At 69.7% G+C, this 26,835-nt stretch carries 23 protein-coding genes; 15 read left to right on the top strand and 8 right to left on the bottom strand.

The features are described 5' to 3' along the window. The first annotated feature begins 17 nt into the window (after positions 1 to 17). Genes EGT67_RS01240 through EGT67_RS01215 form a run of 6 tightly spaced genes read left to right on the top strand, consistent with a single transcriptional unit; the run spans position 18 to position 6,741 of the window. Entirely contained in the window at positions 18 to 1,166 is a 1,149-nt protein-coding gene (locus tag EGT67_RS01240) for an ABC transporter substrate-binding protein (protein ID WP_127914228.1), read from the top strand. Positions 1,167 to 1,174: 8 nt separating this feature from the next. Then, complete coding sequence (locus tag EGT67_RS01235) at positions 1,175 to 2,095, top strand: ABC transporter permease (RefSeq protein ID WP_127914227.1); 921 nt, start codon at positions 1,175 to 1,177, stop codon at positions 2,093 to 2,095. Next, positions 2,083 to 2,916: an ABC transporter permease gene (locus EGT67_RS25235; protein ID WP_127914226.1), complete on the top strand. Its 834-nt coding sequence runs from the start codon at positions 2,083 to 2,085 to the stop codon at positions 2,914 to 2,916. The genes EGT67_RS01235 and EGT67_RS25235 overlap by 13 nt, the downstream gene beginning before the upstream one ends. After that, positions 2,913 to 4,097 (top strand): ABC transporter ATP-binding protein, encoded by a 1,185-nt coding sequence (locus EGT67_RS01225; RefSeq protein WP_127914225.1) that lies wholly within the window; start codon positions 2,913 to 2,915, stop codon positions 4,095 to 4,097. The genes EGT67_RS25235 and EGT67_RS01225 overlap by 4 nt, the downstream gene beginning before the upstream one ends. Continuing rightward, complete coding sequence (locus EGT67_RS01220) at positions 4,094 to 4,777, top strand: HAD family hydrolase (RefSeq protein WP_127914224.1); 684 nt, start codon at positions 4,094 to 4,096, stop codon at positions 4,775 to 4,777. Before EGT67_RS01225 ends, EGT67_RS01220 begins: the two co-directional genes overlap by 4 nt. Positions 4,778 to 4,779: 2 nt before the next feature. Beyond that, complete coding sequence (locus tag EGT67_RS01215) at positions 4,780 to 6,741, top strand: phosphocholine-specific phospholipase C (RefSeq protein WP_127914223.1); 1,962 nt, start codon at positions 4,780 to 4,782, stop codon at positions 6,739 to 6,741. Here EGT67_RS01215 and EGT67_RS01210 read toward each other — a convergent pair. The 3 genes from EGT67_RS01210 to EGT67_RS01200 all read right to left on the bottom strand — a co-directional run bounded on the left by EGT67_RS01210 (position 6,684) and on the right by EGT67_RS01200 (position 10,386). Next, positions 6,684 to 8,015: a lipase family protein gene (locus EGT67_RS01210; protein WP_127914222.1), complete on the bottom strand. Its 1,332-nt coding sequence runs from the start codon at positions 8,013 to 8,015 to the stop codon at positions 6,684 to 6,686. The genes EGT67_RS01215 and EGT67_RS01210 overlap by 58 nt on opposite strands. Before the next feature lie 50 nt (positions 8,016 to 8,065). Next, entirely contained in the window at positions 8,066 to 9,661 is a 1,596-nt protein-coding gene (locus EGT67_RS01205; RefSeq protein ID WP_127914221.1) for a GMC oxidoreductase, read from the bottom strand. A gap of 155 nt (positions 9,662 to 9,816) precedes the next feature. Next, complete coding sequence (locus tag EGT67_RS01200; RefSeq protein ID WP_127914220.1) at positions 9,817 to 10,386, bottom strand: TetR/AcrR family transcriptional regulator; 570 nt, start codon at positions 10,384 to 10,386, stop codon at positions 9,817 to 9,819. A 232-nt stretch (positions 10,387 to 10,618) separates the two neighbouring features. On the opposite strand from EGT67_RS01200, the gene EGT67_RS01195 reads away from it, so the two are divergent. The 8 genes from EGT67_RS01195 to EGT67_RS01160 all read left to right on the top strand — a co-directional run bounded on the left by EGT67_RS01195 (position 10,619) and on the right by EGT67_RS01160 (position 20,445). Further along, positions 10,619 to 11,071, top strand: a complete 453-nt coding sequence (locus EGT67_RS01195; protein ID WP_127914219.1) for a DUF5994 family protein — start codon at positions 10,619 to 10,621, stop codon at positions 11,069 to 11,071. Between the two features lie 7 nt (positions 11,072 to 11,078). Further along, positions 11,079 to 11,297, top strand: coding sequence for a hypothetical protein (locus EGT67_RS01190; RefSeq protein ID WP_164877452.1), 219 nt, complete (start codon positions 11,079 to 11,081; stop codon positions 11,295 to 11,297). A gap of 337 nt (positions 11,298 to 11,634) precedes the next feature. After that, positions 11,635 to 13,308, top strand: coding sequence for an energy-dependent translational throttle protein EttA (ettA, locus tag EGT67_RS01185; RefSeq protein WP_127914217.1), 1,674 nt, complete (start codon positions 11,635 to 11,637; stop codon positions 13,306 to 13,308). A gap of 3 nt (positions 13,309 to 13,311) precedes the next feature. Beyond that, entirely contained in the window at positions 13,312 to 13,743 is a 432-nt protein-coding gene (locus EGT67_RS01180) for an acyl-CoA thioesterase (RefSeq protein WP_127914216.1), read from the top strand. A 119-nt stretch (positions 13,744 to 13,862) separates the two neighbouring features. Then, complete coding sequence (locus tag EGT67_RS01175) at positions 13,863 to 18,737, top strand: NAD-glutamate dehydrogenase (RefSeq protein WP_127914215.1); 4,875 nt, start codon at positions 13,863 to 13,865, stop codon at positions 18,735 to 18,737. Positions 18,738 to 18,772: 35 nt separating this feature from the next. Then, complete coding sequence (locus tag EGT67_RS01170; RefSeq protein WP_421958080.1) at positions 18,773 to 19,225, top strand: acyl-CoA thioesterase; 453 nt, start codon at positions 18,773 to 18,775, stop codon at positions 19,223 to 19,225. Then, positions 19,218 to 19,904: a DUF8010 domain-containing protein gene (locus EGT67_RS01165; RefSeq protein ID WP_127914213.1), complete on the top strand. Its 687-nt coding sequence runs from the start codon at positions 19,218 to 19,220 to the stop codon at positions 19,902 to 19,904. The genes EGT67_RS01170 and EGT67_RS01165 overlap by 8 nt, the downstream gene beginning before the upstream one ends. An 88-nt stretch (positions 19,905 to 19,992) precedes the next feature. Next, positions 19,993 to 20,445 carry a hypothetical protein gene (locus tag EGT67_RS01160; RefSeq protein WP_127914212.1) on the top strand — a complete coding sequence of 151 codons (453 nt, stop codon included), beginning with the start codon at positions 19,993 to 19,995 and terminating at the stop codon, positions 20,443 to 20,445. A gap of 22 nt (positions 20,446 to 20,467) precedes the next feature. Here the strand turns inward: EGT67_RS01160 and EGT67_RS01155 are convergent, their stop codons facing one another. The 5 genes from EGT67_RS01155 to EGT67_RS01135 form a co-directional block, all read right to left on the bottom strand. Further along, the gene (locus EGT67_RS01155; RefSeq protein WP_241565839.1) at positions 20,468 to 20,968 is read right to left on the bottom strand and encodes an FAS1-like dehydratase domain-containing protein; all 501 of its coding nucleotides are present in this window, start codon (positions 20,966 to 20,968) and stop codon (positions 20,468 to 20,470) included. Next, on the bottom strand, positions 20,965 to 21,507 hold the full coding sequence (locus tag EGT67_RS01150; protein ID WP_127914210.1) for a hypothetical protein: 543 nt from the start codon (positions 21,505 to 21,507) through the stop codon (positions 20,965 to 20,967). Before EGT67_RS01150 ends, EGT67_RS01155 begins: the two co-directional genes overlap by 4 nt. 143 nt (positions 21,508 to 21,650) lie before the next feature. After that, complete coding sequence (locus EGT67_RS01145; RefSeq protein WP_127914209.1) at positions 21,651 to 22,253, bottom strand: TetR/AcrR family transcriptional regulator; 603 nt, start codon at positions 22,251 to 22,253, stop codon at positions 21,651 to 21,653. Positions 22,254 to 22,255: 2 nt separating this feature from the next. Further along, positions 22,256 to 23,488, bottom strand: coding sequence for a cytochrome P450 (locus EGT67_RS01140; protein ID WP_127914208.1), 1,233 nt, complete (start codon positions 23,486 to 23,488; stop codon positions 22,256 to 22,258). A gap of 44 nt (positions 23,489 to 23,532) precedes the next feature. After that, the gene (locus EGT67_RS01135; protein WP_206612253.1) at positions 23,533 to 24,189 is read right to left on the bottom strand and encodes a TetR/AcrR family transcriptional regulator; all 657 of its coding nucleotides are present in this window, start codon (positions 24,187 to 24,189) and stop codon (positions 23,533 to 23,535) included. A 130-nt stretch (positions 24,190 to 24,319) separates the two neighbouring features. Here EGT67_RS01135 and EGT67_RS01130 point away from each other — a divergent pair, with 130 nt between their 5' ends. Then, entirely contained in the window at positions 24,320 to 26,794 is a 2,475-nt protein-coding gene (locus tag EGT67_RS01130; protein ID WP_241565838.1) for a beta-glucosidase family protein, read from the top strand. Positions 26,795 to 26,835 lie beyond the last annotated feature (41 nt).

The raw sequence follows: 26,835 nt of genomic DNA, 5'->3' as shown, positions 1-26,835 counted from the left end.
ATCAACAGGGAGACACCATGCGACTGCACAACCTTCGCCGGGCGAGCCTTGCTTGTTCGCTGGCGATCGCCCTGTCAGCCCTCACGGGTTGCGGACTGACCAGCACGAAGGCGGACGGCGACGCCGGCGATGCCTCGACCGCCACTTCGGCCGCCGACTTCGGCGGCATGGACGGCCTCATCGCCGCCGCCAAGAAGGAGGGCAAGCTGAACGCCATTGCCCTGCCTCGCGACTGGGCCAACTACGGCGAGATCATCGACACCTTCGAGGCCAAGTACGGGATCGACGTCGAGGTCGAGAATCCGGACGCGTCCAGTCAGGACGAGATCAACGCCGCAACCTCTCGCAAGGGGCAGGACCGATCGCCGGACGTCCTCGACGTCGGTCACACCTTCGGAATCAGCGCTGCCGAGCAGGGCGTGCTGGCGCCGTACCGCGTGCAGGCGTTCGACGACATTCCCGAGGGGCAGAAGGACGCCGACGCGCGCTGGTACAACGACATGGGCGGCTACGTCTCCATCGGCTGTAACGCCCGCGTTGTGAAGTGCCCGAAGACTTTTGCCGATCTGCTCGACCCGCAGTACAAGGGCATGGTCGCGTTGACCGGCAACCCCACGCAGTCCGGTTCCGCCTTCGCCGCCGTCTACGCGGCCGCTCTCGCCAACGGCGGTTCCTTCGACGACATCCAGCCGGGTCTGGACTACTTCGCCAAGCTCAGCGCGGTCGGCAACTTCAACCCGGTCGAGTCGACGGCCGCGACCATCGAGAAGGGCGAGACCCCGATCAGCGTCAACTGGGATTACCTCAATGCCGGCTACAGCGAATCGCTCCGCGACAAGGGGATCGACTGGCAGGTCACCATCCCGGCCGACGGGTTGTTCGCCCAGTTCTACTCGCAGGCAATCGTGAAGTGGGCGCCGCACCCTGCAGCGGCGCGACTCTGGCAGGAGTTCCTCTACAGCCCTGAGGGCCAGAACCTCTGGCTGAAGGGTTACGCCCGCCCCGTGCTCATGCCCACGATGGAGAAGGCAGGAACGCTCGACGCCGCTGCAGCGGATCGACTTCCGGAGGTAGACGCCGCCGCACCGGTCTTCCCGACGGAGGAGCAGTCGTCGCAGGCCAAGGAAGTGGTCAGCCGCGGCTGGGGCGGTGTGCTCGCAAAATGAGCGTCCAGATGACTGCGACCCGTGGTCTCAGTGCGCGGTCCGGTACCGCCGCTGACACGCCGGTAGCCCGCCGCCGCAGCAGCTTTCGGGTGAGGGCGGGGGGCTGGCTCGGCGTCCTCCCGCTGCTCCTGTTCGCGGCGATCGCGTTGGGTCTCCCCGTCGTCACGATGGTGATCGGTGCGTTCACCACGCCCCCGACGGGGTCGGCCGAGGGCGGGCTGACCACGGCCAACATGACTGCGACGCTGCAGGACCCGTACCTCTCGAGCCTGCTCGGCAGCATCAAGCTCTCGGCGACGGCTGCGGCGATCGGCGCGGTCGTGGGCCTGCCGATCGCCCACGCAATCGTGACGTCGCGGTTCCGGGCGCTGCGTGAGGCGGTGCTGGCGGCGGCCGGCGTGCTGGCGAACTTCGGCGGGGTCCCCCTGGCCTTCGCATTCGTGGCGACCCTCGGCAACGCGGGAGTCCTGACCAACGCCTTTCACCTCGGCGACCTCGGCTGGAGCCTCTACGACATGCGGGGACTCACGGTCGTGTACCTCTACTTCCTCATCCCGCTGATGGTCCTGACTCTCACCCCGGCACTGGAGGGTCTGCGTGTGCAGTGGCGTGAGGCGGCCGCAAACAACCGCGCGAGCACGGTGCAGTATTGGCGGCACGTGGCGCTGCCGATCCTGCTGCCGTCGCTTCTCGGCGGGTTCGTCCTGCTGTTCGGGACGGCGTTCAGCACCTACGCGACAGCCGCGGCGATCGCGGGCAGCACCGTCCAGTTGGTCACCGTGCAGATCGCGGCCGGCTTGTCCGGCGACGTCCTCGTGGGGCAGGGCAACATCGCCCTCGCCCTCGGCCTGGACATGGTGCTGGTCGCGGTGATCGTCATGGCGATCTACCTGCCGCTGCAGCGTAGGAGCGCCCGATGGCTGGCCTGATGACGACCGGGCCCGGCTACGGCCGCCGGGTCGTGCTGCTGCTCGCCGGCCTCTACTTCCTCGTTCCGATCGGGTGCGCGTTCGCCTTCAGTGTGGGCATCGGATCACCCGGCGGGCAGGTCGGTCTCGACGCGTACATCGGAATCGGCGGCGCGGAGGGCCTGGCCGACAGCCTCGAACTGACGCTGAAGGTGGCCGTGGCGACGATTGCCGTCGTACTCGGTCTACTGGTACCCGCGCTGCTGGCGGTGCGGCTCGCCGCACCTCGCCTGCGCACGGTTGTCCAAGCTGTGTGCCTGCTACCGCTGGTCGTCCCCGCCGTCGCGCTGGGCGCCGGCATCACCACGCTGCTGCGGTGGGGTGCCGATCGCTATTACGGCACGCCGTTGTTCGACGGTCTGGTCGCGCTCCAGGATCCCGAGTTCCCCGTGATCCTCGTGCTCGCCTTCGCCGTGATGGCCCTGCCTCTGGCCTACAGCACGCTCGACGCCGGCCTGTCCGCGCTCGACCTGCGGGTCCTCGTCGAGGCCGCGCGGTCGTGCGGGTCCTCGTGGCCGCGCACCCTCGTCCATGTGGTGCTACCGAATCTGCGTGGCGCCCTTCTCAACGCCGCCTTCCTGACTCTCGCTCTCGTTCTCGGCGAGTACGCCGTCGCTGCGCTCCTCGGGTACCAGCCTTTCGCGGTGTGGACCGTCGTGATCAGCGGTTCCCAGGCGCAGATGTCGGTGGCGGTATCAATCGTCGGCCTGATCGGCACCTGGGCGCTGCTCATGGTGGTCGCCGCGGCCGGGCGCACTCGACGCCTCGAGGAGGCCTCATGACCGCACAACTGACCGATCGCACGCCCGCCCCCACCGCGGGGGCCGGTTCCACCGTGGAGTTCCGCGGATTACGCCGTGTGTTCGGCGCCACCACGGCACTGGACGGATTGGACCTGGAGATCCGCCCCGGCGAACTGCTGGCCCTGCTCGGCCCATCCGGGTGCGGCAAGACAACCGCCCTCCGCACCATCGCAGGCTTCGAGCGCCCCGACGCGGGCGCGGTGCTCATGAATGGCGAGGACATCACGCGGACACCGGCGCACCGGCGCGATGTCGGCATGGTGTTCCAGTCCTACAGCCTCTTCCCGCATCTGAACGCCGTCGACAATGTCGCGTTCGGTCTGCGGATGCAGGGGACGGGCCGCTCCGCCCGGCGCGCCCGCGCGACGGAGCTCCTCGAGCTGGTCGGGCTGCCGCAGCACGCCGAGCGGTACCCGAGTCAGCTCTCGGGCGGGCAGCAGCAGCGGATCGCGTTGGCCCGCGCCCTCGCGCTGCGGCCCAAGGTCCTGTTGCTGGACGAGCCGCTGTCGGCGCTCGATGCGCAGGTGCGACAGACCCTGCGTGAGGAGATCCGCAGGGTGCAACAGCAATTGGGCATCACGACACTGTTCGTGACGCACGATCAGGAGGAGGCCCTGTCGATGGCCGACCGGGTTGCCGTCATGCGGTCCGGGCAGCTGGAGCAGTGTGCGCCTCCGGCCGAGCTCTACGAGCGGCCCGCGACGGCCTTCGTCGCCGAGTTCGTCGGGGTCATGAGCCGGATACCGGGGAGGCTCGCGGCGGGCGGGCGGACGGTGCACGTCCTCGGCCGCAGTCTGCCCGTCCACGGGGAGCTTCCGGGCTCCCCGGAGTCCGGAAATGCAGCCCGCGACGTCGATGTGCTCGTGCGCCCGGAGGCCCTCGGCGTCACGGCGACCGAAGACGGAACGTCCCGCATCACCGCCGCGACGTTCCGCGGCGCCGGCACGCGGTTGACGGTGCGGCTGCCCGACGGCCGCGAGGCGGTTGCGGACGTGTCCACCGCCGCGGCCTGCGCGCTCGGCGCGGGTACCGCGGTGACGCTGTCGGTGCCGGACCGTCCAGTGCTGGTGGATCGCCCGCGCGGAGCCGCCGAACCGGCCAGGAGTGCAGTGCAGCAATCCATCTCGACCACCCGCCGACCCTGGAGACGCACCCGATGAGCCACGACACGAGCCCCGGCATCCCGGCGGCTGTTCTCTTCGACATGGACGGGACGCTCGTCGACACCGAGCGGCTCTGGTGGGACGCCGTCGAGCAGGTCGCCGCGCGGCTCGGACGTCCCCTGTCGTCGGCCGACGCGCCGGCCGTCCTGGGGCGTCCCTCCGACCACACCGCCGCCCATCTGTGCCGCGCGCTGGGATCGTCGGCGCCCGACCCGGATGCGCTTGCTCACGAACTCGACGAGGCCTTCGTGGCCCTGGTCGCCGACGCGGTGGTGCCACGTCCTGGCGTGCTCCCGCTGCTCGACGACCTCGCCGGCGCGGGGATCCCCACAGCGATCGTCACGGCCTCACCGCGACGGGTCGTCGACCTGGTGCGCGCGACGCTCGGTGCCGAGCGGTTCACGACCACGATCGCGGTCGAGGACACGGCCTGCTCCAAGCCGGCGCCGGACCCCTATCTCGCTGCCGCGGCGGCCCTCGGGGTGGACCCGCGCGCGTGCGTCGCGGTCGAGGACACGCCGGTGGGTGTGGCGGCGGCCGAGGCCGCGGGATGCGCCGTACTGGTCGTGCCCTCGGTCCCGATCCCGCCCGCGGCGGGACGGACGATCCTGCCCTCGCTCGAGGACGTCGACGTCGCCTTCCTCGCCTCCCTGTCACACCGGGTCGAAAGGTATTGAGCATGGACGACATTCGCCACGTGGTGATCCTGATGCAGGAGAACCGCAGCTTCGACCACTACTTCGGCACGCTCGGCGGCGTCCGCGGGTTCGAGGACCGGCAGGCCCTGACCTTCCCCGACGGCGACAGCGTCTTCCGCCAGCCTGCGCTGTCCCGCGGGGAGGGCGGCGTTCTCCTGCCGTACCGGATGGACTCCACGCGGTACAACGCCCAAAACGCGGAGGGCCTGCCGCACGACTGGGAAAGCGGCCACGACGCGATCAACCAGGGTGCGATGAACCGCTGGACCTCGGCCAAGGGCGAGCGGAGCATGGGATACCTCACCCGGGAGGACATCCCGTATCAGTACGCGCTCGCGGACGCGTTCACGATCGGCGACGCGTACTTCTGCTCGATGGCCGGCCCCACCAGCCCCAACCGCCTCTACCTGTGGACGGGCACCGTGGGACCGGGTCGCGACGGCACGACCGGGCCGTGGATCGACAACACGCCGCTTCCGGAGAGCCCGGTGTGCGACTGGACGACGTACGCCGAGCGTCTGTCCGACGCGGGTGTCTCCTGGCGCGTCTACCACACGCCCGGCCTCGACGAACGGGACGGCAACTACGAGGACAACGCCCTCGAGTACTTCCCGCAGTTCCACGGCTTCGACAAGGACGATCCCCGGTACATCAACGCGATGACGAGGTGGGACCTGACCGACTTCGACGCGCACTGCACGGACGGGACGTTGCCCACGGTGTCGTGGCTCGTGTCGCCGTATCTTTTCTGCGAGCACCCGAATGCCAGCCCGGCGTACGGTGCGCACTGGGTCGACACCGCTCTCCGATCGCTGTTCGCCAACCCGGACGTGTGGCGGCACACCGCGTTTCTCGTGATGTACGACGAGAACGACGGCTACTTCGACCATGTCGTGCCGCCTGTCCCGCCTGCCGGGACCCCCGAGGAGTTCGTCGACGGGCAGCCGATCGGGCTGGGCAACCGGGTACCGCTGTTCGTGGTCTCCCCGTGGTCGCGCGGCGGATGGGTGAACTCCCAGGTGTTCGACCACACCTCGGTGCTGCGCTTCCTCGAGCTCGTCACCGGGGTGCGCGAGCCCAACATCAGCGCGTGGCGGCGAGCGGTGTGCGGCGACCTGACGAGCTGCTTCGACTTCGGCAATCCCGACTACACCATCCCCGACCTACCGGACACCAGCGCGTTGATGGCGGCCGCCGACGCGGCCGTGGACCTGCCGCCGGTGCCGCTGCCTGAAACAAGCGGCCAGGTCATGCCCACCCAGGAGCCGGGGAGCCGCCCACACCGCCCGCTGCCGTACCGGCCGTGGGCCGATGTCGTGGTGGATCGCGCCACCGGCCGGATCCGAGCCGAGCTGACGAATGAGGGGAGCGTGGCCTTCCACTACACGGTGTTCCCCAACGCGTACCGACCGTTCGCGGGGACTCCGTTCACGGTCGCGCCAGCGGGCACGGCCGTGTACGAGTGGGAAGCCGCGCGCACCGCGGGCCGCTACGACTTCACCGTCCACGGAGCCGACGGATTCCTCTGCCGCTGCGCGGGCGTGCTGGCACCGACCGACGACGCCGCCGTGCCTGACGTCAGGGCGGTGCTGCACGGCGACGGGCCGGCGGATGCGTGGGTGGAGTTGGAGCTGGCGAACCACGGCGCGTTGGCGCTGTCCTTCACGATCCGCACTCCGGGCATCGACGGGGAATCGCGCGTCTGCGAGGTCGAACCGAACGGCCGAGCGAGCGTCCGATGGCCCGCGGTCGACGGCCGCTACGACGTCACGGTCGGCGACGGCGCGTCGTTCATCCGACGCTACGCAGGAACGGTCCACGGATCCGGCACCGTTCCGTCGGCGACGACACACGGTGCCGGAGCGAAGCTCCGGGCCGACGCTCGTCAGTCCACGCTGCAGCCGGGCGCGACCGGCACGTCGTCGAGCCGGTCGAGCAGGTAGCGGACGGGCTCGCGGGTGCCGTACGCGTCGACCAGCAGCGGACCGAAGTGGTTGCCGAACGTCGTGCCCGGCACGATCGGTGGCAGTTCGTCGGTGCGGAACGTCACGTTCGCGCCGCGCTCGCACCAGTCGACGGCCATCCGGCGGGCCTGGCCGTAGGGGACCGTGTCGTCGTTGCGCCCGCTGGTCACCAGGACCGGGAACCGTGGGGCGATCGTGCCGATGCGCTGAGCCTCGAGGACCCGCATGGCCTCCGGCACCGTGCGGAGGTTGTCGAGCAGGGACGCCCCGTCCCGGGTGAAGTCCCGCGTCTTCACGAACGGACGTCGGGTGATGATGTCGGCGATGCACTCGGTGCCGATGGCATCGAGCGTCGCCCGGCCTTCCGGTGTCATCCGCTGCTGCAGCGTCGATTCCAGCTCCGGGTACCGGGCGACGAAGCCGTTGATCGCGAATCCGATGGCGCCGCCGATGAGATTCCCGTCGATCTGGGCCAGCACCTGCTCGAGGTCCGCGGTCGGACCGCCCGCCCAGGCGCCCTTGATGTTCAGTTCGGGCGCGTACGACGCCGCCAGTTCCGCGGCCGCCGCCGTGGCGCCGCCGCCCTGCGAATAGCCCCACAGGGCAATCGGAGTCGAGTCGCCGCTGCCGGCGAGTGCGTTCGCCGCCCGCGCGGCGTCGAGCACGGCATGCGCCTCCTCGACCCGGTTGACGTACGTGTGGACCCCCGGTGTGCCGAGCCCGATGTAGTCGGTCACGAAGACCCGCGCGCCCATCGCGGACCAGACGCCCGCCGACAGCGCCTCCTGATTGGCGGACAGGAACAGCGGGTCGACACCGGCGTTCAACCCGGTGGAGAACGCGCGCGACATCGCGCACTGGTCACCCTGCCCGGAGGTGCCGGGCGCGATGACGACCGTCGGGCGGGGTCCCTTGCCGCGCCACGGATGCGTGCTGTCGACGAAGGTGCCGGTGACCGCGGTCGGTGTGCCGTCCTGCAGGCGCGAGGTGTACATCACGAGTTGCGCGGCGGCCGGCCAGGTTCCGTCCGATTCGGGGAGCGTCGCGAAGATCGGCAGCGGTTCGGTGCGGACGACGTCACCGGCGGCGGCCGGCAACTGCGCAGGGGGCGAGTAGAAGTCGGTCGCGGGGGTCGCCGCCGCGGGACCGGTTGCGGCGAGAACGAGAGCGCCGGCGACACAGCTCACCAGGGCGGCGACGGCGGCCCGGACGGGGCGGGCGTCGCGGGCGCGGATCTTTCGGGAGTCGTTCATGGACAGGTCCTTCGATCGGGAGGGTCGTGCGACGGCGGAGCGTGCGGCCGTCAGATGACGGTGCCCACGTCGTGCGTGACGATCCGCTCGAGCGCGCGTTCGGCGATCGCGGCGATGGTCATGGACGGGTTGCACGCGGCGGTGTTCCCGGGCATGAGGGCGCCGTCGAGGACGTACAGGCCGCGCTGTCCGTGGACGCGGCCGTCGACATCGCACACCGGTCCCATGCACGCGCCGCCGAGCGGGTGCCACGTGGACGGCACGATCGCGTTGGTGTCGGTGAGGACGCTGGTCGGCCCGGCGATCGCCCGCACCGTCGGCCCGATGTGGCCGTTCTGGATGGCCCAGTCGCCCTCCCGCGGCCAGCGCAGCACCGCGTCGCCGACCGCGGGGTCGTAGACGAAGCTGCCGCGTCCGTCGCTGACGCCGTAGCCGACGAGCATCGTGCTGTGCACGTCGACGGACAGCGACGGAATCGACGCCTGGATCACGGTGTGCGCGGTCGCGGGGTCGTCCCAGTTCAGGCTGCCGTAGACGACCGGACCGCCCTGGGTGGCGCCGAAGTCGCCGTCCGGGCTGGTCCAGACGTAGATCCGGTCGGCGTTGGTGCCCCAGCCGCCGCCGAGCCCGCCCGGCATGTCGGGGATCCGGCCCTGCGCACCCGCGCGCACCAGCAGTCTGGTGGTGTTCAGGCTGCCCGCGGCCATGACCAACGCGTTGGTGGTGAGGATCTTGTTCTCGAGCACCCGGCCCGTCGTGTCGATCCGATTCACGCGGACCGTCCAGCGGCCGTCCGTCGCCCGCTCGACGTCGGTGACCTCGTGCAGCGTCTGCACCGTCACCTTCCCGGTGGCCTCGGCGGCGGCGATGTAGGTGACGTCGACGGAGTGCTTGCCGCCGTTGTTGACGCCGAGCGCGCCGTCGCCGTTGGTGTACGACGGCCGCATCAGGCCGCGGAGTTCGTCGAGCGCGTAGCTCCAGTCGATCGGCATCGGGATCTTCGCCAGCGGCAGCCCGGCACGTTCGACGTGCTGCGCGAAGGTGCGCGGCGCGAGATAGCTGGGGCTGTCGACGAGTTCGTCGGGCGCGACGGCGAGTTGCAGCATGCGCGCCACCCGCGGGTAGTGGACCCGGTCCATCTCCGCCCACTCGATCTCTCCGGGGAAGTGGGTGCCGAACACCGCCTCCGACGGCTGAAGCGACATCCCCTGGTAGATCAGGGAACCGCCGCCGACGCCCGCCGCGCACAGGGCCGTCATGTTCTCACCCGGAACGGCTTCGACCAGGCCGGTGTAGGGCTCGAACACGACCGGTCGGCCGAACAGTTCCGGCGCGGACCGGTACCAGAGCGCCCGCTTGTCGGGTGCGGTCGGGCTCGGGAAGGTGGCCGCGTTCGGGCCTGTGGGCCAGCGGATCCCGCGTTCGAGGACGGTGACCGGTACGCCCGCCTCGGCCAGGCGCAGGGCGGTCACGCCGCCGCCGAACCCGGATCCGACGACGACCACCCGATGGTCCTCGCGGGTGACCGGAATTCGGTCGACGCGGGCCGCGATCCCGGTGGCGGCCCGGGCGGCGCCCGGTGCGGCCAGCGCCATCCCCGCGGCCGCGGCGGCGGTCAGGAACGATCGTCTCTTGATCTCGGGCACGGCAAATTCCCCCAGTTCTCGGATACCACCTGATCGATGCGAGACCGGCGTCGACCCGTCCGGTTCGCGGTGCGCAGGACGGGTCGTCAGCCGGGCGGAGTGATCCGACTCACTCCGAAGAGCGAGCTAAAACTAGACACTTGTCGCGATAGGTGTCAAGAAGTGGCGGCGTCTCGTGCGCCGAGCGTCATCGCCGGCTGCAGCCAGCGTGTGAGGAAGCGGCGCAGGTCGTCGTCGGTGTGGACGGCTTCGTCGTCGAAGATGACCACGGACAGGCCCAGCCGCAGCGCGATCTCGACGATGTCGTCCGCGCGGGGCCTCAGCTCCGGTTCACGCTCGATGATCGGTGAGAGCAATTCGTGGGCAATGGGTTTGGCCCGGGCGATCATGCCGGGATCGAACAGCGGGTTGCCGCGCTCCGCGTGCAGCAGGGCGCCGAGGACGGGTTCGTCGCGGATCGCGGCGCGGCCCGCGACGATGAGTTCGACGACGTACTCGACGGGGGAGCCCGCCCGCTCGACGCGCGCGCGGATGTCGCCGAGCACCTGGACGAGGAGACCGGCCATCGCCTGCGAGACGAGGTCCTCGCGCGAGCCGAAGATCGAGTAGACGGTCTGTCGGGTGACGCCGGCGGCGGCGGCCACCGCCGCGATGTTGACGCCCTCGAACCCGGCGTTCCCGATCAGCCCGAGCGTGGCATCCAAGATCTTCTTCCGCGACCGCACCCGGCCATTATCGGGTACACATCGGCTGGTCGGGGTGCCCGGATGGCCGTGAAGGTGGACGCCCGGTGACCCAGGTGACTTCAGCCCTGCGCGCTGATCCGACCGTCCGGGTCTGTGAGTCTCCAGGTGTACTGTTGACGCCATCGCAGGTTATTCACGGATGGGTATCTCTCGTACGGGCCGGCGTTTGGAAATCAAGGCCGATTCGCGGCCATATTTAGGAGCGTCTCGAATGACGCGAACTCCTGCCCATTTCGATCTTCGCCGGGACACTCCGTCGAAGGACGGAGGCCAGCCATTCTCCACCCCGACCCGCATCACTCGGCTGTTGTTCAGCACGGGAAGTCGCAGTGACGTAGACGGTGTCTGGTGGCCACGCACGCAGAACCTGAGCGTCGAACTGCACGACCTGGTCGTCTGTCTGACTCCGAGGCTCGGCCCCGTGGCGCGTATTCATTTCGACTGGAACGCCGTCAGCACGATGCAACGTCACATCGACCCCGAAGACGGCTTGGTGGTCACTGGTCCTGAAGCCGACCAGTCGGGGCGAGTGATGAGGCTGTACAGCCGCAATGGCAGTCGTGTAGACATCGCGATCGTCGAGCCGGGTGTCGACACGGCGTACGGGTACAAGCTCATGGCCCGGATTCTCGATCCGCAAACGGAATTCGCTTGTGAGGGGTGACGACATCATGGCGAAGTCAGCAATCACATTCGATGTCGTCGAACGCGGCGACGTGGGAACGGAAGAAATTCGCGGACTGGCCCGCGACATCTGGCGGGCGCTGTCGGCGGGCAGGGGCGGAGCCTGTGACCAACCTCGATGGATCAACAGCGGCTCCATAACCGATGCCAGCGCCTACATCGCGCATCGATTCGAGGGCACCATCGACACCGAGGACTCCCCTTGAGCCCCGTTCGCCCATCGCGGGCACCCGGGGTAGGCCCGGTTGTGCGACCGGAGACCATCCCTGCGGGTGGCTCCGCGCGTCGCCCGGATCGTCGGTAGGGCCCGCGCGACGACGGTCGCCGAGTACCCCGAACCCACGTCACCGGCATTCGCTCGAGTTGCACGTCCAAACCGGTGGTGAGGGCGACGACCGGGCCCGCAGAGCGGTCGGCGCGGATCCGTTGCCGTCGCGCGACGGTGCGGGAGAGCCGCGGGACCGGCGCGGTAGGCTGGCAGCCGAGTCGTACGTTCTCGCAGCCGGTGAGCTGCACTTTTCCAGTCCAGATTGGAGCCTTTGGGTGGCTGAGTTCATTTACACGATGAAAAAGGTGCGCAAGGCGCATGGCGACAAGGTCATTCTCGATGACGTCACCATGAGCTTCTACCCGGGCGCCAAGATCGGTGTGGTGGGCCCGAACGGCGCGGGTAAGTCCAGCATCCTGAAGATCATGGCCGGACTGGACCAGCCGTCCAACGGTGAGGCGTTCCTCGACCCCGAGGCCACCGTCGGCATCCTGATGCAGGAGCCCCCGCTCAACGAGGAGAAGACCGTCCGCGGCAACGTGGAGGAGGGCCTCGGTGAGATCAAGGTCAAGCTCGACCGGTTCAACGAGATCGCCGAGCTCATGGCCACCGACTACTCCGACGAGCTCATGGAGGAGATGGGCAAGCTCCAGGAGGAGCTCGACCACGCCGACGCGTGGGATGTCGACTCCCAGCTCGAGCAGGCGATGGACGCGCTGCGCTGCCCCCCGGCCGACGAGCCCGTCACCCACCTCTCCGGTGGTGAGCGTCGCCGCGTCGCGCTGTGCAAGCTGCTGCTGAGCAAGCCCGACCTGCTGCTCCTCGACGAGCCCACCAACCACCTCGACGCCGAGTCGGTGCTGTGGCTCGAGCAGTTCCTGGCGTCGTACCCCGGCGCCGTCCTCGCCGTCACCCACGACCGGTACTTCCTCGACCACGTCGCGCAGTGGATCTGTGAGGTCGACCGCGGCAAGCTGCACCCGTACGAGGGCAACTACTCCACCTACCTGGAGAAGAAGGCCGAGCGTCTCGAAGTCCAGGGCAAGAAGGACCAGAAGCTGCAGAAGCGCCTCAAGGAGGAGCTCGCCTGGGTCCGTTCCGGCGCCAAGGCCCGCCAGACCAAGAACAAGGCCCGCCTCGACCGGTACGAGGAGATGGCCGCCGAAGCCGAGAAGCACCGCAAGCTCGACTTCGAGGAAATCCAGATCCCGACGCCGCCGCGCCTCGGCAACGTCGTCGTCGAGGTCGACCACCTCGACAAGGGCTTCGAGAACCGGGTCCTCATCAAGGATCTGTCGTTCACGCTGCCCCGCAACGGCATCGTCGGCGTCATCGGCCCCAACGGTGTCGGTAAGACCACGCTGTTCAAGACGATCGTCGGGCTCGAGAACCCGGACTCCGGCACCGTGAAGGTCGGCGAGACGGTCAAGCTCAGCTACGTCGACCAGTCCCGCGCGAACATCGACCCCAAGAAGACCGTGTGGGAGGTCGTCTCCGACGGTCTCGACTTCATCGAGGTCGGTCAGAACGAGATGCCGTCGCGCGCCTACGTCAGCGCCTTCGGTTTCAAGGGCCCGGATCAGCAGAAGCGGTCGGAGGTGCTCTCCGGTGGCGAGCGCAACCGCCTGAACCTGGCGCTGACCCTCAAGGAGGGCGGCAACCTGATCCTCCTCGACGAGCCGACCAACGACCTCGACGTCGAAACCCTGAGTTCGCTGGAGAACGCACTGCAGCAGTTCCCCGGCTGCGCCGTCGTGATCTCCCACGACCGCTGGTTCCTGGACCGCACCTGCACCCACATCCTCGCGTGGGAGGGCAACGTGGAGGAAGGCAAGTGGTTCTGGTTCGAGGGCAACTTCGAGGCGTACGAGGCCAACAAGGTCGAGCGCCTGGGCGCCGAGGCCGCACGTCCGCATCGGGTCACGCACCGCAAGCTGACCCGCGACTGACCTGTGTCCACGGATTCGTCCCAGGTCTACAGCTGCGACATCCAGGTCCGTTGGGGTGACTCCGACCGCCTCGGTCACGTCAACAACGCCCGGGTCGTGGAGTACATGCAGGAGGCGCGGTCGCTCTTCCTGATCGAGGGTGCGGCGTCGGTCGGCGTCGCACCCCGGGCGGTGGTCGTGCGCAAGATGGACGCCGAGTTCCTGCGCCCCATCACCGACGCCTCCGGTCCGGTGCGCGTCGAGGTCTCGGTCGTGCGTCTGGGCACGTCGTCGTTCACGGTGCGGCACGTCGTCAGGGACGTCGCGGGCAACATCTGCGCTACCGGTGACGCGGTGATGGTCGGCTTCGACGTCCACGCCGAGCGCGCCCGCCCGTTGTCCGAGGCTGAGCGCATCGTGCTCACGCGCTACCTCTCGGCAACGGCACCCGCGTAGTCCCGGACGCCCGGGGACGCACCCGGCCACGCCCCGAGTTCTGCACTACTCGAGGTCACCGCGGTTAGGCTCGCCAGTGAGCCGACCGCGGTGACCTCGAACAGGGACGGAGCGTGGCGATGACGGATTCTGTGGATGCCGACCGGTCTCTCGAACTGCCTGTCGAATTGCGGGCCTCCCTACCGGACCTGGCGGTCGCCTACTTCCGTCACGCCTCGGCGGGCGAAGCCGACAGCGTCCTGACCGGTCGTTCGGACGTCATCCTCCTCGAACACCTGCTGTTGGCCGTCCACCGCCGGCCCGGTCACGCCGTCACACGCGTCCACCGGCCGACCGACGGCACCGGGTTGGGCGCGGCACTGCAGATCGTCGCCGACGACATGCCGCTGCTGGTCGAGTCCGTGACGGCGCTGCTCGGCCGACTCGACGCATCGATCAGCGAGGTGGTCCATCCGATCCTCGGCGTGCGCCGCGACCCCGACGGCACGCTCACCGAGGTGCTGCCGGACGTCCCGATCCGCGAGTTGCCGGCCGGTGCCTACGCCGAGTCGTGGATGCACGTGCAACTGCACCCCGCGACCGAGGGCGCGGTGCTCGACACCCTCGAGGCATCGATCACCGAGGTGCTGTCCGACGTCGGGCAGGTGGTGGCGGACACCGACGCCATGCGTGGGCTGCAACGCGCTCTCGCTGCCGAACTCGATGTGCGAGCGGACAATCCGCCGCCCGGGCGGTCGGCCGACGAGTTGCGGGACTGCGCGAATCTGTTGCGCTGGCTGGCCGACGGTCACTTCACGGTGCTCGGCTACCGGCGCTACGAATGCGGGAGCGGTCACGGCACCCGGCGGGTGGCCGACAGCGGACTGGGTGTGCTGCGTTCGGATGCCCACGCCGACGAGCACATCAAAATTCCACTGACGGTGGACATTCCGGATCGGCCACTGTTGGTGCTGACGCAGGGATCGGCTCCCGCGACCGTGCACCGGTCGGTGTATCCCTACTTCGTGGGCGTGAGCATCCTCGCCGACGACGGCGCGATCGTCGGCGAGCACCGCTTCCTCGGTGTGTTCACGGTGACGGCGCTGCACGAGAACGTCCTCGACATCCCGGTGATCGAGCGCCGCGTGCGTACCGCGATCGAGCGGGCCGGGTTCGACCTGAATTCGTTCTCCGGTCAGGCGATGCTCGAGGTGATGCAGTCGTTCCCGCGCACCGAGTTGTTCTCGATCGACACCGACGCCCTGCTCGGGACGATGACCGCGGTGCTCAACATCGGATTGCGCCGACAGGTGCGACTGTTCATGCGCGAGGACAGTTTCGAACGATTCGTGTCGTGCCTGGTCTACCTGCCGCGGGACCGGTACACGACCCGCGTGCGGTTGGCGATGCAGCAGATCCTGCTCGACGAGCTGGGCGGTGGTTCGCTCGAGTACACGGCCCGCGTCACCGAGGGCGACCTCGCGATGCTGCACGTGACGATTCGGAAGCCGGCCGGTGCGCGTGACGGGGGCGTGGACACGTCGGAGGCGAATCGGCTCCGCATCCAGGGGTTGCTGGCCGAGGCGAGCCGCAGCTGGGACGACCATTTCGCGGACGCCGTGGCGGCCGACCCCGACGTGGACCCGGTGGTCGCCGCGAAGTACGCGGCCGAGCTTCCCGACGGCTACAAGGAGGACTTCGACGCTGCGGAGGCGCTCGTCGACATCAGCCGGTTCGCCGGCCTCGACGCCGATTCGGTCGACATGCGGATCCACCACGATCTGCCCGACCCGCCGTGGAAGTGGCAGTTCGCGCTGTACTTCGCGGGCGAGGGAATCTCGCTGTCCCACGTACTTCCGGTGCTGCACAGTCTGGGTGTCGAGGTGCTCGACGAACGGCCGTATCCGGTCCGCCGCCCGGACGGCCTGCAGTGCTGGCTGTACGAGTTCGGGCTCTCGGTGCCGGAGGAACTGCTGCGCGACGCGGGCGACGACCTGACTGCCGGCGGACCGGGGGAGATGCTGCGGGACCGCTTCACCGAGGCGTTCACTGCGATCTGGCACGGCCGGTGCGAGGCCGACCGGTTCAACGAACTGGTGCTGCGCGCGGGGCTGGACTGGCGGCAGGTGTCGGTGCTGCGGGCGTACGTAAAGTACCTGCGGCAGGCCGGATTCGCCTACAGCCAGGTCCACATCGAGTCGGTGGTGCTCGAGCACCCGGAGGTCGCGCGCCTGCTGGTCGAGTTGTTCGAGGCGCTGTTCGACCCCGACGAGGCGCTCGCGGACGCGCCGAAGCGGTCACGGCGTCTCGAACGGGCACTTCGGGCGGCGATCGGTGAGGTGGTCAGCCTCGACGTCGACCGCATCCTGCGGGCCCTGCTCGGTCTGGTGCAGGCGACGTTGCGCACCAACCACTTCGTGCAGGGCGGCGACGGCGAGTCCCGCGAGTTCCTGTCGCTGAAGTTCGAACCGGGACGGATCTCCGAGTTGCCGAAGCCGCGACCGCGGTTCGAGGTGTTCGTCTACTCGCCCGAGGTCGAGGGTGTGCATCTGCGGTTCGGTCAGGTCGCGCGCGGTGGACTGCGGTGGTCGGATCGCCGGGACGACTTCCGCACCGAGATCCTCGGGCTCGCCAAGGCGCAGGCCGTCAAGAACGCGGTGATCGTCCCGGTCGGCGCCAAGGGTGGCTTCGTCGTCAAGCACCCGGTGGCGCCGACGGGCGATCCGGCGGTCGACCGGCAGGCGGTGCGCGACCAGGGTGTCGCGTGCTACCGAACCTTCATCTCGGGTCTGCTCGACGTCACCGACAACGTCGATCGGGTGACCGGCGCGGTGGTGCCTCCCGCGCGCGTGGTGCGTCGCGACGGCGACGACACGTACCTCGTCGTTGCCGCGGACAAGGGCACGGCCACGTTCTCCGACATCGCCAACGACGTCGCGGCCGGGTACGGATTCTGGCTCGGCGACGCGTTCGCGTCGGGCGGGTCCGCGGGCTACGACCACAAGGAGATGGGCATCACCGCCCGCGGTGCGTGGGAGAGCGTCAAGCGGCACTTCCGCGAGCTCGAGATCGACGTCGCGGCAGACGATTTCACGGTCGTCGGGATCGGTGACATGAGCGGCGACGTATTCGGCAACGGGATGCTGCTCAGCGAACACATCCGACTGGTCGCGGCGTTCGACCACCGGCACGTCTTCCTGGATCCGAACCCGGATGCGGCGCGTTCGTTCGCCGAGCGGCGCCGGATGTTCGCGCTGCCCCGGTCGTCGTGGGCCGACTACGACACCGGGCTGATCAGCGAGGGCGGCGGCGTGTACGCGCGGACGGCCAAGTCGGTGCCGATCAGCCCCCAGGTGCGCGACGCGCTCGGGCTGCCCGCGGACGTCACCCAGATGGCGCCGCCGGACCTCGTCAAGGCGATCCTGACGGCACCGGTCGACCTGCTGTGGAACGGCGGCATCGGCACGTACATCAAGGCGGCATCGGAGTCCGATGCCGCCGTGGGGGACAAGAGCAACGACGCGGTGCGGGTGCACGGCGCCGACATCCGGGCCCGGGTGATCGGGGAGGGCGGCAACCTCGGTGTCACGCAGCTCGGCCGGATCGAGTACGCGCTGCACGGCGGCAAGATCAACACCGACGCCATCGACAACTCGGCCGGCGTGGACTGCTCGGACCACGAGGTGAACATCAAGATCATGCTCGACTCGCTCGTCAGCAGCGGGGAGTTGGTGCAGTCCGAGCGGGACCCGCTGCTCGCCTCGATGACCGACGAGGTTGCGCGACTGGTGTTGGCGGACAACATCTCCCAGAACGACCAGCTGGGCATGTCGCGGGCGAGCGCGCCGCAGATGCTGGGTGTGCACCGCCGCCTGATCGCGATGCTCATCTCGCACCACGGCCTCGACCGCAAGCTCGAGGCGCTGCCGACGGAGGGCGAGTTCAACAAGCGGGCCCAGGCCGGCGGCGGCCTGACCTCGCCGGAGCTCGCGACCGTCATGGCGCACGTCAAGCTCGCGTTCGAGCAGGACCTGCTGGCCACCGAACTGCCCGACAGCGAGTTCTTCGCCGCCCGGCTGCCCGACTATTTCCCGGCGCAGCTGCGGGCCCGGTTCCGGTCGTCGATCCGCTCGCACCCGCTGCGCCGCGAGATCGTCGCGACGATGCTCGCCAACGAGGCGATCGACAACGGCGGCATCACCTACGTGTACCGGCTGGCCGAGGACGCGGGGGCGTCGAGCACCGACGCGATCCGCGCGTACGCCGCCGTCACCGCGATCTTCGAACTGCACGACGTGTGGGATCGGGTGAGCACCGCCGACATGCCGTCGGACGTCTCGGACACCCTGATGCTGCAAGCGCGCCGCGTTCTCGACCGGGCGTCGCGATGGTTCCTGTCGAACCGGCCGCAGCCGATCCCGGTGGGCGCCGAGATCAGTCGGTACTCGTCGGAGTTCCGCAAGCTGGCACCCAAGGTCCCGGGCTGGCTGCGCGGCCACCACGTGACGGATCTCGAGCGGCGGTCGCGGTCGGCGATCGCGGACGGCGCCCCGAAGGAACTCGCGCTCGAGGTGTACCGGCTGCTGGATCTGTTCTGCCTGCTCGACATCATCGACATCGCCGACATCTGCGAGCGGGACGGCGAGGAGGTCGCCGAGTTGTACTTCGCGCTCGACGCGCACCTCGGCATCGACTGGCTGCTCACCGCGGTATCCGATCTCGCGCGCGGCGACCGGTGGCACTCGCTGGCCCGGCTGGCGTTGCGCGACGACCTGTACGGGTCGCTGCGCTCGCTCACCCTCGAGGTCCTCGTCGGCGGGGAGCCGACCGAATCGCCGCAGGAGAAGATCGACTACTGGGAGTCGACCAATGCCTCGCGGCTCGCCAGGGCGAGGTCCGCGCTCGCGGAGATCTTCGAGTCTGGAACGCTGGACCTCGCGACGCTCTCGGTGGCGGCGCGTCAGGTACGCAGCATGGTGCGGGGTGTGGGCACCAGATCGGAGGTCGGAAGGTGAGCGGGTCGCAGGAGGCCGTGCGGAACGGCGCTGCCATTGACGGGCAGCTGGCCGGGCAACAGGACGGGCAGCAGGTCGGGTTCCACACGAAGGTGGTGGTCCGCTGGTCCGACATGGACGCGTTCCAGCACATCAACCACGCCCGGATGGTGACGTTGCTCGAGGAGGCGCGGATCCCGTGGCTGTTCGAGGACGGCGCTCCGACGGTGACGCTGCGCGACGGTGCGGTGATCGCCGACCTGCACGTGCGCTACCGCGGACAGTTGCGCCACGGCGACAGTCCGCTCGACGTCCTGATGTGGGTGGAGCAGATCCGCGCCGTCGACTTCACCATTGCGTACGAGGTGCGACCCGGGGGAGCGGATCCCACGACCGCGCCGGCGATCGTCGCGTCGACGCAGATCGCGGCGTTCGACATCGGCACCCAGCGGCTGCGTCGCCTGACCGCGTCGGAGCGCGGATACCTGGAGTTGTGGAAGCGTGCTTGAGCGGGTTCTGACGGTGCCCGACCCCGCGGACCGTGCGAACCTCGCGATGTTCGTCGGGCGCGCGGTCCGGCTCGACGAGTCGGCGGTGGTCCGGCTGCGGCGCCGCGGCGACGGTCGGGTATCGGCCTGGGCGACAACGGGATTCGATTCCCTCGCGACCAGGGTGATCGTCGGGGACGTGCGCCCGCAGGACACGACGGCGGCGGGCGACGCGCTGCTGCGCGCGCTGGCCGACAGCGCCGCCGGGCCGGAGATCGACCCGGGTTTCGCGATGGACTCCGCGTGGCGCGGCGCACTGCCGCCCGAGTCCGGTTTCGTCCACGTCGACGACGTCCCCGCCCGGATCCTGCTCGGGTTGGCCCAGCGCGGCGCCGCCCTGGCGCGGGAGCACGGCAGCGCCCAGGGGCCGCCGACGTCGCTGCTCGAGCAGAAGGTCCTCGAGGTGGAGGGCGGCGGGACCGGGGTGACGGTGTCCATGCGGACGGTGTTCGCCCTCACCGGAATGGGATTCGTTCCCCTCGCCGACGGTCGGCCCGCCACCGCGGACACCGACCTGGACGCCATCGCGGAGGACGAGATGGTGCGGGTCCGGGCCACGCCGTCGTGGCTGCGACTCGACGCGCGGTTCGGTTCGGTCTATTCGCGCCGCGCCGGCGCGATCCCGCTGTTCACCGCCTAGGCGTGTCTGTCGCCGACCTCGACATGCTCTTCTCGGATACGCCCGCTTCCCTCGCGAAGGCAGGCGTATCGAGCCCTATCATGTCGGCATGTTCGAGTTCGTTCTCTGGGTCTCCACTGGGCTCGTAGTGGCAGGGCTCCTCGCGTTCTGGTGGCGTCGAGATGCCCGAGAACGCAAGGAAGTCGAGCTCTGCAGGCGGTGGGCCGCCGCGACGGTCTGGAACAGCGATCCATCGGCGAAGATCGTGGTGATAGCCCGGACGGTCGGGGATGTCGCCTCGCTCAGCGACGGCGTCGTGGAGATCAACGCGGTCTCGACCCCGGACTCGCCGGTGGCCGTGGAAGCGGGATGGTATCTCCTCGTCACGGGTTGGGCGGACGCGCGAGACCGCGCGGAACGAGGCGAACCGATCGCGTTCGGGCCCGGCGAGATCCTCGACTCGTTCCCACCCCACACGCCCGAGCTCGTGGATCGCCTCAGGGGTCGAGGGGATCGACCACCTGGCCTCGCGAGTCGACTGCTCGGGCTCAGGGGACTCTAGGACGCCTCGCCCCGGGCCCGGATCAGCGCGCGCCGACCGTCGCCGGTTCGGGGCGCGCCGGAACGTCGTTCGGGGCGACCAGAATCGAGGACACGACCGTCGACCGTGGCTCGTCCGCGACGGTGCGGAGGCTGGTCTCGGTGTCGAGGAACACGGCGTCGCCGCGCTCGGTGACACCGGTGACCGTCAGCGACGCGGTGAGCACGTCCCCGGCCAGGATCGGTGCGGTGAGGGTGATCCTCTCGTTCACGTGGATCGGTGTGTGGGTGCTCATGTCGATCCCCGACGCCGGATCGGTGAGCATGTCCCGGATCAGGGCCGCCGTCACCACCGCGCCGAAGGTGGGCGGCGCGACGAGGTTCGCGTATCCGGCCTTCCGTGCGGCGTCGACGTCGTGGTGCGCCGGGTCCATGGCGAGGATCACGCGGGCGAACTCGCGCACCTTCTCCGGGTCGACGACGTAGGCGTCCTCGGACCGGAGCACGAGACCCGGGCGGAGCCGTCCGGTGCAGGCCCCGGTCATCGCCCGGGTACCACGGTGATCGTTCCCTGACAGACGGCGTTCTGCGGATTGACGAACCACCATCCCGCGCCGGTCTGAACAGTGACGGTGAACGACACCGTTCCGGTTCCGGTCCAGGTGCGGTTGATCGGTATCCCGGGCTTCTGCTGCCAGGCCGCCTCGTCGCTGACGCTGTGGCCGGAGGCGCCCGTCGTCAGGTTGTGCCAGTCCACCGACACACGCGTGCCGTACCAATTGGGGCCGATGCTCGGGAGGAGTCCGCCGGGCGGCGCGGGCAGTTCGTTCCCGCCGCTCAGCAGGATCGAAGGTTCCAGCGCGGATCCACCGGGACGGAGCGATTCCCCGGACGCGGCATTGACGGTCCACGTGAACGACGGTGCCCAGAACAGGGGATTCGCGCTCGAGCACGTCATCGTCGTCGAGATCGGTGGCGTGGGCTCGGCGCTCGCGACACCGGCTCCACCGGCCACGACCGCAGTGCTCAGTCCCGCGACGGTGGCTGCCACAGCGCCCGCCCGGCGTACCAAGTGGCTTCTCATGATCACTCCCCTTGATCCGGTACCGCGACGTCCGCCGCATTCGTTTATCCGCAGGCGCCACCAGATCCGTTACGGCTCCGGGCGACCGGGTGCGTGTCGAGGTCGGCCGCGAAGTCCGGTGAAGGCGACATACCGCCGTCGTCTCACCGGGTACCGGCCCGCGTCCCCTCGGGGGGTAGCACCGCCGGCACCAGGAACTGCTCGACCATCGCGCGCTCGTCGTCGGCGTCGGTTCCCGGGACGGTGAGCAGGGAGACGATCGCCCGTACCAGCCACCGTGCGCGGCGGACGATCTCGACGTCGTCGGCGTGCCAGACGTCGGCGAGGAACGACGTGCCGAGCACCTCGATCACCTCCGACGTGCTCGCGAGTTCCGATGCCAGGCCCGCGTCGCCGAGGCCGAACCACGCGGCCAGTGTCGGCGTCGACCGGACCTCGCGGACCGCCATGAGCACGGCCTCGGTGAGCCTCTCGTGCGGCTCGGTGAGCGGTTCCACGGTGGCGGCGATCTGCTCGCCGAGCTTGCGTGCCTCGCGGTGCACGAACGCGCGGTGCAGGGCCCGGCGGTTCTCGAAGTACCGGTACAGCGTCGCGCGCGAACAGCCGGCCGCCTTCGCCACCTCGGCCATGCCCGTCGTCGAGACGCCGCGCTCGACGAACAGCGCGGCGGCGGCGTCGAGGATCTTCTCGGCCGCCGCTTCGGTGCGCTCGTCGCTGAGCCAGGCGCCGGATGCGTTGGGGGTCATGGTCATCCGGCGTGGAACGGAACGTGGACGGGGCGGCGGACGTAGTTTCCGGCGGCGTACTCGACCCCCTCGATGTCGACGTCGAAGTCCGGGCAGCGGGCCAGCAACTCCTCGAGCGCCACCCGCGCCTGCATGCGCGCGGCGGCCGCGCCCAGGCAGTGGTGGTTGCCGTTGCTGAACGTCATGATCTGCCGCGGGTTGCGGAGCACGTCGAGTTCTTCGGAGTCGGCGCCGTACACGCGTGGATCACGGTTCGCGGAGCCGTACACCAGCAGCACCTTGCGGCCGGCGGGAATCGTCACGTCCTCGACGGTGACGTCGCGGGTGGTGGTGCGGGCCAGTCCCTGGACGGGGGAGGTGAGCCGCAGCAACTCCTCGATCGCGCCGGGGATCAGCCCGGGGTCGTCCAGCAGCAACTGCCGCTGGTCGCGGCGCTGGGTCAGCAGTTGCACCGCGCCGCCGAGCATCCCGGTGGTGGTGTCGTTGCCGCCGGTGACCATCGTGAACGCGAATCCGAGAATGGACAGCAGGCCCGAGACGTCGCCGTCCGCGCCCACGCCGGCGGCGACGAGGTGCGAGATCGTGTCGTCGCCCGCGTTGCCGGCGGCGGCCTCGGCCGTGCGCCGCTCGATCAGGCCGCCGAAGTAGGTCATGAGTTCGACCACCGCGGTCTGCGCCGCGAGCGGATCGCCGCTGGCGTTGGCCGCGACGATCGCCTCCGTCCAGCCGTCGAACCGGCCGCGGTCCTCCGGCGGGACACCGAGGTAGTGCGCGACGACCATGCTCGGGAGCGGCTTGAACAGTTCGGTGACGATGTCGCCCGACCCCGCGGCCCGCAGACTCTCGAGGCGTTCGACGACGAAGCGGCGCACCTCCGGTTCGACGGCCTCCACCTGGCGGGGCGTGAAGCCCCGCGCGACCAGTCGGCGGAACTGGGTGTGCACCGGCGGGTCGAGCATCACCAGCGGCGGATTGTCGCGCAGACCGATCTTGTCGAGTTCGCCGTAGGTCATCGTCAGGCCTTCGGCGGACGAGAAGGTGTCCGCGTCGCGCGCCGCGGCGTACACGTCGGCGTGTCGGGTGAGCACCCAGTAGTCGTCCGCGGGGGCCTGTTCGGGCACGACGTTGTGGACGGGGTCGTGGTCGCGTAGTGCCGCGTACATCGGCCACGGGTCCCGCCACGACGCGCCGGAACGGGGGACGTAGGCCGCACTGCCGGACATTGTCGTCGTCATGCCTCAAAGGTGAGACAGATCACTACTTTTGTCAATGCCTGCGTCTACGTAGCCGGCCTGGCCCGGATCGCGTCCAGCGTCTCGCGCAGATACGCCCCGAACACCGCGGCCATGTCGACCGCTTCGGTGTCCAGCAGCCACTGCTGTTGGAGGCCGTCCATGATGGCGACGAGTCGGAACGCGTGTGCCTCGGGGTCGACGTCGGGCCGGAACTCGCCGGACGTGATCCCGCCGCGGATGCCGCCCGCGATGAACTCCCGAATGCGCCGGTAGCGGTTGCGGGCCCAGTCGTGGGCCGGGTGATCGGCGGTGACGGATTCGGCGCTGAGGACGGTGAACAGCTGGACCAGTCCGGGGACGTGCTGATTTCGCTCGACCAGGTCGGCGAGGGCCTCCATCGCGGCGACGCCGGTCAGCGGCGCGCCGTCGGTGTCGGTGAAGCGCGCGGCGTCCATCTCGTCGCGCAGGTCGAGTGTGGCGGCCAGCAACTCGTCCTTGGTGCGGAAGTGGTGCAGCAGCCCGGGCTGGGAGAGTTCCGCGCGCTCGGCGATCCGGGCGAGCGAGGCGCCGCGGTAGCCGTTCTCGGCGAACTCCTCCATCGCGATGTGCAGTATCCGGGCTCGCCGCGCCCGGCCGACGGCGTAACTGCCGCCTCGTCGGGGCCGGACGGCGGCATCTCCGGCCTCTTCACGAGTGGTCACGGTCTCACTCTAGGAGGACAAAGATAACAGCGAGATAACAAACCTAATAGCTACTCGGTATTTGCGGTTAGCCTCGATTCCGACGGTCGAACAGACCCGGTCCGCGTGACGGAACGAAGGAGTGTTGGTTGTGAACAGCCCCCGAGACGATGCGAATGCGGTGGACGAGGAGAGGCTGGCCGAGCTCCTCGACGAACTGACGCTGGAGGAGAAGGTCGGGCTACTGACGGGTGCGGACTTCTGGTCCCTCGACGCGATCGAGAAGATTGGTCTGCGGAAGATCCGGCTCTCGGACGGCCCCAACGGTGTCCGCGGCACGACCTGGGACGAGCGGGACACCAGCCTCCTGTTCCCGAACCCCTCGGCGCTGTCCGCCATGTGGGACCCGGAGCAGGTCGAGCGTGCGGGAGCCCTCATGGGCGCCCAGGCTCGGGACAAGGGTGTCGGGTGGCTGCTCGCCCCGAACATCAACCTGCACCGCTCGCCGCTCGGGGGCCGGCACTTCGAGTGCTACTCCGAGGACCCGCTGCTGACCGCCGCGACCGTGGCGGGCTTCGTCTCCGGTGTCCAGGGCGCCGGGGTGGCGGTGACGATCAAGCACTACATCGGGAACGAGTCCGAGACCGAACGCATGACGTACGACGCGCGGATCTCCGAGAAGACCCTGCGCGAGGTCTATCTGGTGCCCTTCGAGGCCGGCGTCCGGGCGGGCGCCTGGTCCGTCATGGCCTCGTACAACTCGGTCAACGGCGCGAGCCTGACCGACAATCGGCGACTGCTCACCGGAGTCCTCAAGGAGGAACTGGGATTCGACGGCGCGGTCGTGTCCGACTGGTTCGCCACCCGCTCGACGGCGGCATCGGCGAACGCCGGCCTCGACGTCGCGATGCCGGGGCCGCAGAGCCCGTGGAACGAGGCGCTCGTCGCCGCGGTCCGCGCGGGCGAGGTCGCCGAGAGCGTCGTCGACGACAAGGTGCTGCGCGTGCTGCGACTCTCCGCTCGCACCGGACACCTGGACGGCTTCGACGGCCCCGGCCCGTCGACCACCCCGGCCGACGCGTGCGAGCAGCTGCGGGACATCGCGGCGCGCGCGATGGTCGTGTTGCGCAACGAGAGTGGCGTGCTGCCGCTGGTTCCGGCGTCGCTGGGACGCGTCGCCGTGCTCGGCCCGAACGCCGCGCTGCTGACGGCTCAGGGGGGCGGCTCCGCGCACGTCAACCCGGCGCACGTGGTCAGTCCGCTTGCCGGGCTGCGCGCGGCGTTCGGCGACGCGGTCGAGATCGACTACCGGGAAGGCGTGTCCACGCAGCGCATCCTCCCGGCCATCCCGGCCGACGTCGCCCGCGACCCGGAGACCGGTGAGCCGGGCTTCCGAGTCGACTTCGTGTCGGCCGACGGCGCTGTTCTCGGCACCGAGCGCCGGCTCTCGTCCCGGCTCGTGTTCATGGGCACCCTGCCGGAGGGCACCGCCGAGGTCCGCGTGCGCACCGACCTGACCGTGACCGACGCCGGCACACACCAGTTCTCGGTGTCCGGCGCCGGACAGTACACCCTGAGCATCGGCGCGGCCGCGCCGCACACGATCTCGCTCACCGGTGCCGACGACCTGATCGAGAATCTGGTCAAGCCGGCGGAGCAGCGCGTCTCGGCGGAGCTGGGCGCCGGGGCGGTCGCGGTCGAGATGCGTGCGGCCGTCCCCAGCTTCCCGATGGTGATGTTCGGCCTGAACCACGGTGGTCCGCGCGCGGCGTCGGACGACGCGTTCGCCGCCGCCGTGGAGGCGGCGCGGAACGCCGACGCCGCCCTGGTCTTCGTTGGCACCACCGAGGAGGTGGAGAGCGAGGGCTTCGACCGCGAAGATCTGCGGCTGCCCGGTCGGCAGGACGAGCTGGTGTCGGCGGTGGCCGCGGTGAATCCGCAGACGATCGTGATCGTGAACGCCGGCGCGCCGGTCGAGATGCCCTGGCGCGACGAGGTCGCGGCGGTGCTGTGGGCCTGGCTGCCGGGCCAGGAAGGCGGCCACGCGATCGCCGACGCGCTGATCGGTGTCGTCGAGCCCGGCGGCCGGCTGCCCACGACCTTCCCCGCGGTCGGTGCCGACGCGCCGGTGCTGTCGACGCGGCCGGTCGACGGCGTCATCGACTACGCCGAGGGCTCGACTGTCGGGTACCGCGCCTACGAGCAGGCCGCGGTTCTCCCGGCCTACCCGTTCGGCCACGGTCTCGGCTACACCGCGTGGGAGTACGAGGGAATCTCCGCCGCGGAAACCGATTCGGGCGCGTTCACGGTCGAGGTGTCCGTCCGGAACACCGGCGGACGCACCGGACGCGAGGTCGTCCAGCTCTACGTCGGCGGCGAGGGCGCCGGCGGGAACGACCCGCTGCGATTCGTCGGCTTCGACGCGGTGACGGCCGACGCGGGTGACACCGCGACAGCGCGGATCACCGTGGACCGCAGGACCTTCGCGCGCTGGGACGAGTCGGCGTCGGCGTGGCGGGTCGTCGGCGGGGCACGAACGCTGGTCGCGGCGCGCTCGGCCACCGATCGTCGGCTGACGACTCGGATCGAACTGAAGGACTCGGCCGCACGCGCCGGGGGCCTCTGACACCGCCGTCCGCAGTGACGTCGAACCCCAACCAGGAGGGA

The organism is Prescottella agglutinans, assembly GCF_004011865.1.
Lineage (GTDB): Bacteria > Actinomycetota > Actinomycetes > Mycobacteriales > Mycobacteriaceae > Prescottella > Prescottella agglutinans.
This window is presented reverse-complemented; position numbering and strand designations above follow the sequence as displayed.

Coding starts and splice junctions, on each gene's coding strand:
- EGT67_RS01240 (WP_127914228.1), top strand. CDS start 18: ATGCGACTGCACAACCTTCGCCGGGCGAGCCTTGCTTGTTCGCTGGCG.
- EGT67_RS01235 (WP_127914227.1), top strand. CDS start 1,175: ATGACTGCGACCCGTGGTCTCAGTGCGCGGTCCGGTACCGCCGCTGAC.
- EGT67_RS25235 (WP_127914226.1), top strand. CDS start 2,083: ATGGCTGGCCTGATGACGACCGGGCCCGGCTACGGCCGCCGGGTCGTG.
- EGT67_RS01225 (WP_127914225.1), top strand. CDS start 2,913: ATGACCGCACAACTGACCGATCGCACGCCCGCCCCCACCGCGGGGGCC.
- EGT67_RS01220 (WP_127914224.1), top strand. CDS start 4,094: ATGAGCCACGACACGAGCCCCGGCATCCCGGCGGCTGTTCTCTTCGAC.
- EGT67_RS01215 (WP_127914223.1), top strand. CDS start 4,780: ATGGACGACATTCGCCACGTGGTGATCCTGATGCAGGAGAACCGCAGC.
- EGT67_RS01210 (WP_127914222.1), bottom strand. CDS start 8,015: ATGAACGACTCCCGAAAGATCCGCGCCCGCGACGCCCGCCCCGTCCGG.
- EGT67_RS01195 (WP_127914219.1), top strand. CDS start 10,619: ATGACGCGAACTCCTGCCCATTTCGATCTTCGCCGGGACACTCCGTCG.
- EGT67_RS01190 (WP_164877452.1), top strand. CDS start 11,079: ATGGCGAAGTCAGCAATCACATTCGATGTCGTCGAACGCGGCGACGTG.
- EGT67_RS01175 (WP_127914215.1), top strand. CDS start 13,863: ATGACGGATTCTGTGGATGCCGACCGGTCTCTCGAACTGCCTGTCGAA.
- EGT67_RS01160 (WP_127914212.1), top strand. CDS start 19,993: ATGTTCGAGTTCGTTCTCTGGGTCTCCACTGGGCTCGTAGTGGCAGGG.
- EGT67_RS01155 (WP_241565839.1), bottom strand. CDS start 20,968: ATGACCGGGGCCTGCACCGGACGGCTCCGCCCGGGTCTCGTGCTCCGG.
- EGT67_RS01150 (WP_127914210.1), bottom strand. CDS start 21,507: ATGAGAAGCCACTTGGTACGCCGGGCGGGCGCTGTGGCAGCCACCGTC.
- EGT67_RS01145 (WP_127914209.1), bottom strand. CDS start 22,253: ATGACCCCCAACGCATCCGGCGCCTGGCTCAGCGACGAGCGCACCGAA.
- EGT67_RS01140 (WP_127914208.1), bottom strand. CDS start 23,488: ATGACGACGACAATGTCCGGCAGTGCGGCCTACGTCCCCCGTTCCGGC.